This window comes from Paenibacillus sp. BAC0078 (assembly GCF_054483875.1).
In genome coordinates this window covers 1-13,248 of the sequence record NZ_JBTLRW010000031.1, presented here as the reverse complement: position 1 = coordinate 13,248, position 13,248 = coordinate 1, and the positions used below count along the sequence as shown (strand labels likewise).

The window sequence follows — 13,248 nt, the reverse complement described above, 5'->3', positions numbered from 1 at the left end:
CTGAAGGGTCTCACCAAGACCATCAGATCAGCTCTTATTCTTTGCTTACTGCAGTTGGTAGTTCAGATTAGCTCCCAGCTCCTGCTTCTCCTGTGCAGTCAGGTCACGCCACTCCCCTGTTTTCATGGCTCCAAGACGAATATTCATTATCCGTATGCGCTGCAGCCGTCTGACCTCATATCCAAACGCCGTACACATCCGGCGGATTTGCCGGTTCTTGCCTTCTGTGAGAATAATACGGAAGACCCGCTCGGTGACCCGCGTCACTTCACAGGGCAGCGTACGCCCGCCCAGTATTTTGACGCCGCTCGACATCCCTGTAATAAAGGCTGGCGTAATAGGGCGGTCTACAGTAACTATATATTCTTTCTCATGCTTGCCTTCCGCCCGTAAGATTTTGTTAACGATATCTCCATCATTCGTAAGCAGAATTAATCCTTCGGAGTCTTTATCGAGCCGGCCGATCGGAAAGATCCGCTCATGATGTCCAACAAAATCGACAATATTCCCTTGAATATGCGCTTCTGTGGTAGAGGTGATACCCACAGGCTTATTCAGAGCGATGTATACGACCTTGCTGCCCGTTTTAAGAAGCTTGCCGTCTATTCGCACCTCATCCCCCGTCTCAGCCTGACTGCCGAGCACAGCGCGCTCTCCGTTAATGGTAACCCTGCCGCCTTCCACCAGCTTGTCTGCTTCACGGCGTGAACAGTATCCTGTCTCACTGATGAACTTATTAATCCTCATGTATGTCTTCACTCCGTTCTTCGTTCATGCTCTGCCCGGGTGCAACCTCGCCAGCCGCAGGCAGCTTAATTGTTACTTCAGCCCCGCAGCCGTATTCACTGCGGATTTCCATACTGCCTTTATGGGACTGGATAATCCGCTGGCTGACCATCAGCCCGAGTCCGGTTCCCGTCTCCTTGTTGGTGAAGAACGGCTCACCCAGCTTGGGCAGCATTTCCTCAGGAACGCCTACTCCCTCATCGGAAATCACTATGACTACATAACCGTCAACTGTATCCTGCTCCAGTGTAATTGTGCCGCCCTCAGGCATAGCTTCAATCGCATTTTTGACGACATTAATAAATACCTGCTTAAGCTGATTCTCTTCACAGTGGACCGTTGCCGGCAGCTTCGAGAACTTCGTCTCGAACTCTATTCCGAAAAGATGCGCCTGGCTGCTCAAGAGAGAGACCACATCACTTAGGATGTGCCGGACATCCTTCTGCTGAAAATGGACGGCCTGCGGCTTGGCCAGAATCAAAAATTCACTGACAATAAGATTAATCCGCTCCAGCTCCGAGAGCATAAGCTCAACATGAAGCGGAACCAAAACCTTCTTCTCCTGCTGAAGCTGCAGAAATCCCCGCAGTGTGGTCAGCGGATTTCGGATCTCATGCGCAACCCCGGCGGCAAGCTGGCCAACTGTAGTCAGCTTCTCGGAACGTCTCAGCAGCTCCTCAATCCGGTTCCGCTCCGTCATATCGCGCGACACATGGACAAAGGACTGTGGCTCTCCTTCCTCATCGCGAATAACCGAGGTGCTGACACTGACTTCAACAAGTGAGCCGTCCCGTTTGAGCCTTATGGTCTCCAGGGGAGGCAGAACCGCTCCGTTCTTCAGCTCCTTCAGCCTGATTTCTTCCTGCTTCTGAGCTGTGGCAGGTACCAGATAAGGCGTCCTAGGTAATGTATCAGTCGCACTCCAGCCGTACAGCTCTTCAAAAGCCCGATTCGTGCTGGTAATCCGGCCATCCATATCCATTGTATGAATGGCATCAGAGGTACCGTTGATTACCGACTCCAGATGTTCCTTGACTGCCCGGTTCTCTTCCAGCGTCTGCCCCAGCCGGTTGGTATGCTGCAGCAGATGTGAGGTCATGGCATTAATCCGGTGGGCCAGTTGTCCCAGCTCATCACGGCTGTCTACTTTTAACGGAGTTTCGAACTTGCCTCTGGCCACATCGTTTACCTTTGCCAGTATATCCTTAATCGGCCGGGTAACAATACCCGCCAGAATATAGCTTACGACAAAAAAGACTACAAGCAGTATAACTGAAGTGCTGACATTATTAATCAACTGCTTCTTGATGACGGAAGAAATGACCGAATAATCCATAACCACACTGATGACATAATTCTCTGTACCCGCTTGCATAATTGGGATGAAGCTTTTGAGCACTCTTTTGCCAAGCGCTTGTGTATCCAGTGTGATCGGCTTTCCACCGCTTACCGCCTCCATAACTGCCGCCTTATCCTCCTCCACGTTGCCAAAGGTATAGGTGCCATATTTAATGGGACGAGTTCGCAGCTTTTGATTCGCTGAATCGCTTCCATCCGGCTGCATGCTGGGTGATCCAAAGGTTTTGGGGTTTATCCCTGTTATTTCCAGAATTCCCGGGCTCACCTCTTTGGACTGCCGGACGATCTCATCAGGATTCATAATTCTAATATAATCACTCACCGCTGTGCTGCGAATGTAAGGATCTATAATGTAGTTTCTTGCTTTATCATGATAGTATCCCCACTTCTCAATATACTTCGGATTGGAGGTCGAGTATTCAAACGGTCCGGACCAGAAATTCTCAAAGCTCTCTCCCTGCTCAACCGATACCTCCTGACCCGTAAACAGCTCAAGGAGGGCTACATACCAATAACCCATCCCGTTGGTAGACAGACCAAGCTCACTTGGATCTGAGGATTTGGCAACTACTATATCATCATCAGTCTTGACCAGAAGTGAAATATTAGACACACCAAGCTTATGAGCAAGCACCTGTAGCTGCTCATTCTTCACATTCTTGATATCAGGGTCAAGCTCCCTGGAGGCCAGGATAGCGGTCATTCGCAGGTTCTGGGCGATTTGGTGCTGCACATAATTAGAGCTGTAACTGCTCTGCTCGACGGAAACGGCAATTTGCTTGGCGGTCATCTTCATGTTGTTTATACTTTCATTACGAAGATTGCTCCGGGCAGCATGAAGATTAAGGGTAAGGGTAAGCGTCAAAATTAGAAGCACCGAACCAAAAATAATTGCCGATAATTTTATTTTTATGGACAAGCTGTTTTTTCACCTCTTACCGCTGGTAAATCCTAGCGGAGTGTTCAATAAACATCATACCTTTTGCCCCTCCATTTGAAAAGACATTTCACAGAGGCCCTCTGTTTCGCGAAATATTGAATTTCACTGACACTTTCTCTACAATGGATGAGAAACCATCCACAGGTTATGCACATATAAACATTTTATCAGATAGCCATGTGCACAACATTGTGTATAAATCAGGTATTATCCACAGAGTTGTGCACAGTTTGTTAAGAACGAATATTTGTTCGTTGTACAAGGACCGATTGCAGAAGGGAAGATGAGTTTGGATAGGATACATAATGAACTGTCGCCTGAGGAATTGGCGATTCATGAATATTGGATGAGAGAAGCGATTACGGAGGCCAAGAAGGCAGAAGCGCTGGGAGAAGTCCCTATTGGTGCGGTTGTTGTCCGCCAGGGTGAAATTATCGGACGCGGCTATAATCTGCGAGAGACGACGATGGATTCCACCGCCCATGCTGAAATGGTCGCCATTCGTGAGGCCAGTGCCGCACTGAATTCATGGCGTTTGCTGGATTGCCAGCTATACGTTACACTGGAGCCATGCCCCATGTGTGCCGGAGCGATGGTCCAGTCCAGAGTACCGCTTACCATATACGGCACCCCTGATCCCAAAGCCGGTTGCGCAGGAACCCTGATGAATCTTCTGGAGGAGCCGCGGTTTAATCACCGCACCGAGATTATACAAGGCATATTACAAAAGGAATGTGCAGAGCTGCTGACTACCTTTTTCCGCCGCTTGCGGCAGAAGCCTTCCAAGCCTTAAACATTCCAGAGCACAGCTGCATCGAAAAGGAGGAACACCCATGTCTATTAAGCTATACGATACTACTCAAGGCATTTATATTACACTGCTGCAGCTTGTGGATGTCGACGAACTACTTAAGCTGCGCCTGCGCAATAAAGAGCATCATCAGCCGTTTGAGCCTCTGCGTGAGGAAGACTACTTTACGCTGGAGAGCCAGCAGAGGCTCATCAGCCAGCGCCTGGAGGAATCCCGGCAGGACAAGGGATATATGTTCGGCATCTTTCTGCTGGACGGCCAGCTGGTCGGGCAAATCACCATTTCCAATGTAGTCCGCGGCGTCGGACAATATGCTGATATCGGCTATTTTATTGATTATGCCCTGCAAGGAAAAGGATATACAAGCGCTGCCGTTGGCCTCATTCTGAAGTTCGCCTTCCGCTCCCTTGGCCTGAACAGAGTGCAAGCCGCCATCCTGCTGCATAACACTGGCTCCCGCAGGGTTCTGGAGAAGAACGGCTTCCAGGCTGAAGGGATCGCCCGCCGCTTCATTAAGATCAATGGAGAATTTCAGGATCACCGCACCTACGCCATCCTCGCCGAAGATGTCGTGCAATAGGAAGAAGTGTATATTTTCTAAAAAAATCCCGCATGCGTGATGAATTTTCACACATGCGGGATTTCTATTGCTACGTGAGTTTAATAAGTGCCCAGACTACCAAACTGTTGCTGCAGTTCTTCCAGGGTAATAACATCCTTGCCTTTAGGAATACCGATCTTAAACGTCTGCTTCTCATTAATCTTGTTGTATTGATTGCTCGCGCTTACGGATAAGCTGACATTCTCGCCTTTGTCCGGATCATTGACCTTGAAATCCATCAGCAGATCCTGGTACACAGGGTAATTATCTTTGTTGATCGCCGTATTGAGATGGAATTGGTTGATCGTCAGATACTTGCCGAGGTCAGCCAGGTCCTTGTCGAACTCTTTGCGGGATTCACTGGACTTAAGCTCTTCCTTAGCTTTGGACAAATCGGCGGCGTCAATTTTCAGCATGTCCTTGTATTCTTCTTTGCCCAGGATATCAATGATCTTCGGCAGGGCATTATTCACAAGAACGGTGAGCGCTTCTTTGACATTATCATTGGTCACCTTGAACTGTACAACCTGTTCGGCCTGTACGCCTTCCGGCAAGCCTGCATCCTTCAGTTTGATATCGCTAAAATATTTTGCTTCATCATACTCGCCCATCAATGTGTTCAGGACCTCGTTGGAGAGCTTCTGCATCTTCTGAGTATCCATAGTGGCAGGATTCCAGTCGGTTCCTCCCTGCTCTGCCAGTTCCTTAGGATCAAGCTCTATAAACTTGCCAACAACTGATTCCGGGAGCGGCAAAAATGGAATTGACGGGATTTTGATGTACATCTTCTCCCCTGCCATAACCATAGGAATGTTGAAGGACATCGTCATATCGCCCTTCAGATTCAACACCATTGTTAATTCAGTCTGCAATGGTTCTGCCTGGTATACACCCTCAACTGAAATGTCAGCGTTCTTGAGCATACTGAGCACCTGCGCAGTTGTCGCATCTGTCTCACCACCGGTTGGCGCATCAATAGTCAAATTGTTAATGACCACCTTGCTTTTCATTTCATATGACTTCAGTGTAGTCGCTTTGATAGCGGCGGACTTCAAAGCTTCTTTAGGTGCTTCCTGCTTGTTAGCACAGCCAGGCAAAATTACTGCGGCTGTAAGCAACAAAGCAGCAGCGGATAACCCCCATCTTTTTTTCATTAAAAATCTCCTCTCCCATGTATAAAGATTCTTCCCCTCCTTAATGATAAACCATTTGGCAAATAACAGAAACCATTTGTTTCATATTATCCCATGTTTTCAGCCTTGCGGGTTATGATGGTCCACATGATTGGCCTGTTTTACCTTTTTGGAGCCGGAAAGCGGCTCAGGTCCGGAAGATTTATGATCGTTACGCCGGCTTTGACGGGTTTCCTCGGTTCCAGGAACAGGCACGCTTTTGGGTTTGCTCATTACGGTTCGCCTCCTATGGATTGGTCAAGCCTTGAAGCGCCTGGGCACATTCGTGAATCTGTCTCGTGTACTGCTGCGCCAACTGTTGAATAGCGCCGGCACGTTCATCCGTATGGCGTCCATCCTGCTCGACGTCGATCAGATTCACAGCCACCTCACGGCTATCAACATAAGTACAGCGGAAATCAAGGGTATAAGCTTGATGTCCGGCGGCATTAAAATGAATCAGCAGGCTGTTACGGTCCGCCTCATCACCCTGTACGCTAAAACTGTCTCCATCCTCCATCAGGGCAGGCAAACGCTCCTGCCACGCAGAAACCAGACTTTGCTGATCCATATGCAATTGTCGGTTCATTGTTCTTATCAGCCTCCTTCTCTAATACATTGCGGAGAAATGGGGCTTTTTATTCTAGTTGGCACAGATTCCAATAATATAATAAAAAAGCCACCCTCCAAGGAAGGCAGCTTCTATCTGTTCGTATTTAGCTTTTAAAGTAATGGCGGAGAGGATGGGATTCGAACCCATGTGAGCTTGCACTCTAACGGTTTTCAAGACCGCCCCGTTATGACCGCTTCGGTACCTCTCCAATGCATCAAAATTTCACATGCATTAGGATTGTACCACACATTCTTAGAAAAACGCAACTATAATTATTGATTAGCTTTAGGACTAATCACTTTAACATTCCGCATGTATGGCTGCAGCGCTGTAGGGATCAACACACTGCCATCCTCTTGCTGATAATTCTCCAGAATGGCAGCTACTGTCCGGCCAACGGCCAGAGCGGAGCCATTCAGCGTATGAACGAATTCAGGCTTGGCCTTAGGCTCCTTACGGTAACGGATATTTGCCCGGCGCGCCTGGAAATCCTCAGTATTGGAGCAAGAGGAGATTTCACGGTACATCCCGCATTCCGGCAGCCATACCTCCAGGTCGTACGTCTTGGCCGCGGTAAAGCCCATATCACCTGTGCAGAGCGCGAGTACACGGTACGGCAGCTCCAACAGCTGCAGCACGCGCTCTGCGTCTGCTGTCATCTTTTCCAGCTCCTCATAGGAGGTCTCAGGTGTGGTGAGCTTGACCAGCTCTACCTTGTTGAACTGATGCTGGCGAATCAGCCCGCGGGTATCACGGCCCGCCGAGCCGGCTTCAGAACGGAAGCAGGAGCTGTAGGCCACATGGTATTTTGGCAAATCTGCAGCGGTCAGGATCTCTTCACGATAGTAATTCGTAACCGGGACCTCAGCCGTAGGAATGAGATAATATTCAGTATCCCGCAGCTTGAACAGATCCTCTTCGAACTTGGGAAGCTGGCCAGTGCCGTAAAGGCTGTCCTTGTTGACGATATATGGCGGCAGCATCTCCTCGTAGCTATGTTCCCCGCTGTGAAGGTCCATCATGAAGTTAATCAGTGCACGTTCCAGACGCGCTCCCAGCCCTTTATAGAAAGCAAACCGTGAGCCCGTAACCTTGGCAGCGGCTTCAAAATCAATAATATCCAGTTGCTGCGCCAGCTCCCAATGTGACTTCGGCGTGAACCCAAATTCACGCGGCTGTGACCAGCGGCGCACTTCAACATTTTCTTCCTCTGATTTGCCTACAGGCACAGACTCATGGGGGATATTCGGAATATTCATGGTCAATTCTTCAATTCGGGTCTCAAGCTCCCGCACCTCGTCATCCAGCTCTTTGATCCGGTCAGACACAGTACGCATTTCTGTGATCAAGTCATCGGCAGGTTCGCCGTTCTTCTTCTTCTTTGCAACTTCACCCGACACGGTATTCCGGCGGTTCTTCAGTCCTTCTGTCTCTTGCAGCAGCTCACGGCGGCGCAGATCGAGCTGCGGAAATTCAGCGATCAAATCAAGCGACTTGCCGCGCTTCTCAAGCGCCTCTTCTACCTTGGCGTAGTCACTGCGCAATACCTTTACATCTAACACAAAGTTTCCCTCCTGAAAACAATCATAACTCTTTCAAATTGCTGTTCACAGCTTTGAAAGAGTCAGGATGTTCTTATATGCAGTTTTATTGGTTGGCTGCTACGCTATCCTTCACCATATTGGCAAAGTATTGGTGCAGCCTGTAATCATCTGTCAGCTCCGGATGAAAAGAGGATACAAGCAGATTGCCCTGGCGAGCGGTCACAATCTCGTCGTTATAGACTGTCAGCACATCAACCTCAGGACCAACCTCATTGATGAGTGGTGCGCGAATAAATACAGCCCGCACCGGCTCATCAATACCTTTAACCTCCAGATCGCATTCAAAGCTCTCCCGCTGACGGCCAAAGGCATTGCGGGCAACGGTAATGTCCATCAGCTCCAAATGGCCCGGTTCGCCACCGGCGATACGCTTAGCCAGTACAATCATGCCGGCGCATGTCCCGAAAATCGGCTTGCCTTGTCCGGCAAAATCGCGTATGGCTTCAATAAAGCCGTACTTCCGCATAAGCTTGCCAATGGTTGTGCTCTCTCCGCCGGGAATAATCAGTCCCTGTACCTCCTCAAGCTGCTCTACACGCTTGATTGGCAGGCCTTGCGCCCCGGTCTTCTCTATACTGACAATATGCTCTGTTACGGCGCCTTGAAGCGCCAACACTCCTATCTTCATCCGGACAACCTTCTCTCTATTAACGACCGCGTTCCGACATGCGTTCTGCTGGTGACAGTGTGGCAATGTCGATTCCCTTCATCGGGGTGCCGAGATTCTTGGATACTTCTGCAATCAATTTGTAATCCGTATAATGAGTCGTTGCTTCTACGATTGCACGGGCAAACTTCTCTGGGCTGTCCGATTTGAAAATACCAGAGCCTACAAATACACCGTCTGCACCAAGATGCATCATTAAAGCAGCATCAGCGGGAGTTGCTACACCGCCAGCGGCAAAGTTGACAACCGGCAATTTGCCAAGCTCATGTACTTCAAGCAGCAGCTCATAAGGAACACCCAATGTCTTAGCTTCATTAAATAGCTCATCGAGTGAAAGATTGGCTACTTTACGGATCTGGCTGTTAATATAGCGCATATGGCGAACAGCTTCAACGATATTCCCCGTTCCCGGTTCACCCTTGGTCCGGATCATGGAAGCACCTTCGTTAATGCGGCGCAGCGCTTCACCCAGATCTTTTGCCCCGCATACAAACGGAACCGTAAATTCACGTTTATTGATATGGAACACTTCGTCAGCGGGAGTAAGCACTTCACTCTCATCTAAATAGTCGACACCCAGTGATTCCAGAACCTTAGCTTCTACGTAATGACCGATACGAGCTTTCGCCATAACCGGAATGCTTACCACCTTGAGAACCTCTTCTACAATTGTAGGATCGGCCATCCGTGCTACACCGCCCGCTGCACGGATATCAGAAGGTACGCGTTCAAGGGCCATAACGGCTACTGCCCCCGCAGCCTCAGCAATTTTAGCCTGCTCTGCATTCATGACGTCCATAATGACGCCGCCTTTTTGCATTTCTGCCATACCTCTTTTAACTCGCGCTGTTCCTGTTTCCATGTCCAAGCCTCCCGACTAATCTTCCTTAATCTAACTAATAATTTTACCGCAAGGCGGAAATATATACAACGTATTTACTCGGATTATCTCCTGTTTTCAACATTTACCGCCGTTAGAACAAGTTCTTGATTCCTTTAAACAGATCGGCAAAAAATTCTCCGATTGCTCTCATCAGTAGCTTGAACCAGCCGGCCTTCTCAGCCTCTTCTGCGGTAATCAGATTAACGGTCTTCTCCTGAACCTGAGAAATCCCTGCTACCTGGTATGAGTAGGTAACCTTGCCCACCTTGGTCCCTGCCGGAATTGGCGCAACCAAAGTTGTTGGATCATTGGTTACAACGGTGGTCTTGATTTGCGGAGAAGTGGTTCCCTTAGGTACGATAAAGGTAACTCCGGCGTCCGTAACTACGGAAACGTCTTTGTTCTTGCCCTTCAGCACAGGAACTGTCTCATTGCCGGCAATCACAGCCTTAGGTGCTACAACCTGCTTGACCTCAAAATTATTGAAGCCGAAATCAAGCACCTTCTTCGTTTCAGTGAAACGGTGTGCCTCGGAGTTGGCTCCCATTACAACACTGATCAGCCGCATTCCATTCCTAACGGCAGTACCTGTGAAGTTGTTGCCCGCCTTGGTAGTATGCCCTGTCTTCAGTCCATCAAGGCCTGGATATGCATACGCCTTGAAGTTAGGAATGTTCTTGTTCGCTTCAAGCATCCAGTTATAGTTGATGATCGGGTTCTTATCACGTTCACGGAATTTGTAAGACTGTATAGTTGTGAAATCCGAGAAATCAGGATGATCGGTAACAATATATTTGGCGAGAATAGCTGCATCCATAGCAGACATTACGGTTTCACGATCAGTCTTGGGTTGGAACTTCGCAGGCATATCGGCCCGGTCAAGACCGGTTGAGTTAATAAAATAAGCTGTCTTCATGCCCATCTTCTGAGCAGTTTCGTTCATTAATGCTACAAATTGCTGCTCAGATCCTGCTACCTGCTCCGCCAAAGCTACAGTGGCATCATTTGCAGAGCCTACCGCCATCGCTATATAGAGCTCTTTTACAGTATGTTCATCCCCTTGTGCCAGAAAAATACGCGAGCCAATTTGCTTGGAGGCATTCTCCTGCACAATGACCTTCTGATCCCAAGAGAGCTGGCCTTTCTTTACGGCATCCGCAACGAGATATTCTGTCATCATCTTGGTCATACTTGCCGGAGGCAGAGCCACGTCCGCATTCAAAGACATAAGCACCTCACCCGTGGAGGCTTCAATCAATACCGCCGATTTCAAGTTGAGCCCAAGACTCTCTACCGAAGGAATCTTAACTGCAGTTGTCTTAGGAGTTGTTGCTGCTGCTGTGCCTGACTTAGTGGTTGCCGGTGTCTTCACCGCTTCGGCCAGTACCGAACCTACAGGAAATGCTAACATATTTAAAAGCAGACCTACTGCCGCTGTCTTAATCACAAATTGTTTACCGCTGAATTTACGCTTGTGCTTCAATGATTACTACTCTCCTTTTTGCCCTCATATCATTGCTTGTTCTATTCTAACACAGGGGTACCTGCAAAAAAAGACAGGCAGGACGAATTAGTCCTGCCTGTCCATAAAATCCACGCCATATTACAAGGAATAGTTAGGAGCTTCCTTCGTAATCTGTACATCATGCGGATGGCTCTCACGCAAACCAGCTCCGGTAATCCGGATAAACGTAGTGTCGTTACGCAGCTCTGTCAAATTTTTCGTTCCGCAGTATCCCATACCTGAGCGCAGGCCGCCAATCAGTTGATGAACCGTATCGGAAAGACTTCCTTTAAAAGCAACACGTCCTTCAATGCCTTCCGGAACCAGCTTCTTGTCATCATCCTGGAAGTAGCGGTCTTTACTGCCCTGCTTCATAGCACTCATACTGCCCATACCACGGTACACTTTGAATTTGCGGCCCTGGTAAATTTCCGATTCCCCCGGGCTTTCTTCCGTACCGGCAAACATGCTGCCCATCATAACAGCAGATGCTCCAGCAGCGATAGCTTTGGTAATCTCTCCGGAGTATTTAATCCCGCCGTCCGCAATAATTGGAATACCATACTCACGGGCTACTGTAGCACAATCATAGATGGCTGTAATCTGAGGTACACCGATACCGGCAATTACACGTGTGGTACAGATCGAGCCCGGTCCAATTCCCACCTTAACTACCGAAGCTCCGGCTTCAATCAGCTCACGGGTTGCTTCTCCGGTGGCCACATTGCCGGCTATAATTGTAAGATCCGGGTACAGCTCACGCAATTTGCGGACAGCATCAATAATATTGATATGGTGACCATGTGCAGAATCGACAGTAATAAGATCGACTCCGGCTTTTACCAAAGCTTCTGTCCGTTCAAGCATGTCCTTGGAAATCCCAATCGCTGCACCAACCAGCAGACGGCCGTGAGCATCCTTGGCACCATTCGGGAATTGAATGGCTTTTTCGATATCTTTTATAGTAATCAGACCCTTGAGAATGTTGTTCTCATCCACCAGAGGCAGCTTCTCAATCTTATGACGCTGCAAAATAACTTCTGCCTCCTGAAGCGTAGTGCCCACGGCAGCGGTGACCAGGTTATCATGTGTCATTACTTCTTTGATCTGAATATTGAAATCATGAATAAAGCGAAGATCGCGATTCGTTAGAATTCCAACCAGCTTATTGCTTTCATCGACGATAGGCACACCGGAAATACGGTATTTCCCCATCAGGACTTCAGCATCGGATACCAAGTGTTCTGGTGTAAGAGAAAAAGGATTCGTAATAACGCCACTTTCGGAGCGCTTCACACGGTCCACCTCTTCCGCCTGCTGCTCCACGGACATATTCTTATGAATAATGCCGATCCCACCCTCACGGGCAATTGCAATCGCCATAGCTGCTTCCGTGACCGTATCCATACCCGCACTCATCAGAGGGATGTTCAGCTTCACATTTTTGCTTAGTACCGTGGCCAGATCTACTTCCTTCGGCAGCACCTCGGATTTACGGGGCACCAGCAGCACATCATCAAAAGTTAATCCTTCTTTGCCAAACTTATCTTCCCACACCTGGGTCATTCCTCCTCGATTATATGTTATTCTAACTGCCCGCAAACTTTATGATGAAGAAACTAAGGCTCAAGTCCATACCAGACAGACACCGATAAAGACCTGAAAGCTAGACGTATCCGTATCTTCAATTAAGGTTTGAGATGCTTGTCCAAAAATATATTATTGCCATCTTAGCAAAGGGCTTTTGGCCTGTCAAGAATATTACATCATCTGAGAAAGTATTCGGAAAACGGACACCGGGTAAGCGAATTCTTGGACGAAAGTCCGTATAGAGTGGACAATTCTGAAGCGTGCATCCATGATTTAACACTGTCCGTAGAATTATAAAAGTACATATCTCCAACAAAAAAAGCCACTGTCGATGACTCAACAATGGCTTTCATGTTGCTTGGCGGCGTCCTACTCTCCCAGGACCCTTCGGTCCAAGTACCATCGGCGCTGGAGGGCTTAACGGTCGTGTTCGGGATGGGTACGCGTGGAACCCCTCCGCTATCGCCACCAAACATGATTTTTCGAAGCTTCCGCTTCTCGAAATCGCTGCAAGAAAATATCAAACCTTTCGGTTTACCTTCCTGCCCAGGCCTTGATCGCCTGAAAACTGAATCCGAAACGAAATCTGCGTAATAGTGTTTTGGATAAGCCCTCGACCGATTAGTATTGGTCAGCTCCACACGTTACCGTGCTTCCACCTCCAACCTATCTACCTCGTCGTCTTCAAGGGGTCTTACATACTGGGAAATCTCATCTT

General features: G+C 48.6%; 12 protein-coding genes, 1 tRNA gene and 2 rRNA genes. 2 read left to right on the top strand and 13 right to left on the bottom strand.

Going from position 1 to position 13,248, the window contains the following annotated elements; translation table 11 throughout:
• Window positions 1-45: 45 nt before the first annotated feature.
• Window positions 46-747 carry a 23S rRNA pseudouridine(2604) synthase RluF gene (gene rluF, locus ACX1DY_RS29920; protein ID WP_458967762.1) on the bottom strand — a complete coding sequence of 234 codons (702 nt, stop codon included), beginning with the start codon at window positions 745-747 and terminating at the stop codon, window positions 46-48.
• Entirely contained in the window at window positions 737-3,064 is a 2,328-nt protein-coding gene (locus ACX1DY_RS29915; RefSeq protein WP_458967761.1) for an ATP-binding protein, read from the bottom strand. The genes rluF and ACX1DY_RS29915 overlap by 11 nt, the downstream gene beginning before the upstream one ends.
• Window positions 3,065-3,368: 304 nt before the next feature.
• Between ACX1DY_RS29915 and tadA the strand changes: the two genes are divergently transcribed.
• Together tadA and ACX1DY_RS29905 are read left to right on the top strand one after the other, a co-directional pair.
• A complete protein-coding gene (gene tadA / locus ACX1DY_RS29910; protein WP_458967760.1) occupies window positions 3,369-3,878 on the top strand; it encodes a tRNA adenosine(34) deaminase TadA in 510 nt (169 codons plus the stop codon).
• Between the two features lie 40 nt (window positions 3,879-3,918).
• Complete coding sequence (locus tag ACX1DY_RS29905; RefSeq protein WP_458967759.1) at window positions 3,919-4,476, top strand: GNAT family N-acetyltransferase; 558 nt, start codon at window positions 3,919-3,921, stop codon at window positions 4,474-4,476.
• Between the two features lie 80 nt (window positions 4,477-4,556).
• On the opposite strand, the gene ACX1DY_RS29900 is transcribed toward ACX1DY_RS29905, so the two are convergent.
• From ACX1DY_RS29900 to ACX1DY_RS29850, 11 genes are all read right to left on the bottom strand, one after another.
• Window positions 4,557-5,651, bottom strand: coding sequence for a hypothetical protein (locus tag ACX1DY_RS29900; protein ID WP_458967758.1), 1,095 nt, complete (start codon window positions 5,649-5,651; stop codon window positions 4,557-4,559).
• A 99-nt stretch (window positions 5,652-5,750) separates the two neighbouring features.
• Window positions 5,751-5,903: a small acid-soluble spore protein P gene (locus ACX1DY_RS29895; protein ID WP_458967757.1), complete on the bottom strand. Its 153-nt coding sequence runs from the start codon at window positions 5,901-5,903 to the stop codon at window positions 5,751-5,753.
• Between the two features lie 13 nt (window positions 5,904-5,916).
• Window positions 5,917-6,258, bottom strand: coding sequence for a hypothetical protein (locus ACX1DY_RS29890; protein ID WP_458967756.1), 342 nt, complete (start codon window positions 6,256-6,258; stop codon window positions 5,917-5,919).
• 143 nt (window positions 6,259-6,401) lie between these two features.
• Window positions 6,402-6,490, bottom strand: a tRNA-Ser gene (locus ACX1DY_RS29885).
• Window positions 6,491-6,554: 64 nt separating this feature from the next.
• Complete coding sequence (gene serS / locus ACX1DY_RS29880) at window positions 6,555-7,844, bottom strand: serine--tRNA ligase (protein ID WP_458967755.1); 1,290 nt, start codon at window positions 7,842-7,844, stop codon at window positions 6,555-6,557.
• 85 nt (window positions 7,845-7,929) lie between these two features.
• A complete protein-coding gene (pdxT, locus tag ACX1DY_RS29875) occupies window positions 7,930-8,514 on the bottom strand; it encodes a pyridoxal 5'-phosphate synthase glutaminase subunit PdxT (RefSeq protein WP_458967754.1) in 585 nt (194 codons plus the stop codon).
• Between the two features lie 19 nt (window positions 8,515-8,533).
• The gene (gene pdxS, locus ACX1DY_RS29870) at window positions 8,534-9,415 is read right to left on the bottom strand and encodes a pyridoxal 5'-phosphate synthase lyase subunit PdxS (RefSeq protein ID WP_458967753.1); all 882 of its coding nucleotides are present in this window, start codon (window positions 9,413-9,415) and stop codon (window positions 8,534-8,536) included.
• 112 nt (window positions 9,416-9,527) lie between these two features.
• A complete protein-coding gene (locus ACX1DY_RS29865) occupies window positions 9,528-10,919 on the bottom strand; it encodes a D-alanyl-D-alanine carboxypeptidase family protein (RefSeq protein ID WP_458967752.1) in 1,392 nt (463 codons plus the stop codon).
• 120 nt (window positions 10,920-11,039) lie between these two features.
• Entirely contained in the window at window positions 11,040-12,497 is a 1,458-nt protein-coding gene (gene guaB, locus ACX1DY_RS29860) for an IMP dehydrogenase (RefSeq protein ID WP_458967751.1), read from the bottom strand.
• Between the two features lie 389 nt (window positions 12,498-12,886).
• Window positions 12,887-13,003 (bottom strand): 5S ribosomal RNA (gene rrf / locus ACX1DY_RS29855).
• Window positions 13,004-13,131: 128 nt separating this feature from the next.
• Window positions 13,132-13,248: ribosomal RNA gene (locus tag ACX1DY_RS29850) — 23S ribosomal RNA — on the bottom strand; the annotation flags it as partial.

Bases quoted from the DNA above. Each gene is read 5' to 3' on its own strand.
- pdxT (WP_458967754.1), bottom strand. From the start codon at position 8,514: ATGAAGATAGGAGTGTTGGCGCTTCAAGGCGCCGTAACAGAGCATATT.
- rluF (WP_458967762.1), bottom strand. From the start codon at position 747: ATGAGGATTAATAAGTTCATCAGTGAGACAGGATACTGTTCACGCCGT.
- pdxS (WP_458967753.1), bottom strand. From the start codon at position 9,415: ATGGAAACAGGAACAGCGCGAGTTAAAAGAGGTATGGCAGAAATGCAA.
- ACX1DY_RS29890 (WP_458967756.1), bottom strand. From the start codon at position 6,258: ATGAACCGACAATTGCATATGGATCAGCAAAGTCTGGTTTCTGCGTGG.
- ACX1DY_RS29895 (WP_458967757.1), bottom strand. From the start codon at position 5,903: ATGAGCAAACCCAAAAGCGTGCCTGTTCCTGGAACCGAGGAAACCCGT.
- ACX1DY_RS29900 (WP_458967758.1), bottom strand. From the start codon at position 5,651: ATGAAAAAAAGATGGGGGTTATCCGCTGCTGCTTTGTTGCTTACAGCC.
- tadA (WP_458967760.1), top strand. From the start codon at position 3,369: ATGAGTTTGGATAGGATACATAATGAACTGTCGCCTGAGGAATTGGCG.
- ACX1DY_RS29905 (WP_458967759.1), top strand. From the start codon at position 3,919: ATGTCTATTAAGCTATACGATACTACTCAAGGCATTTATATTACACTG.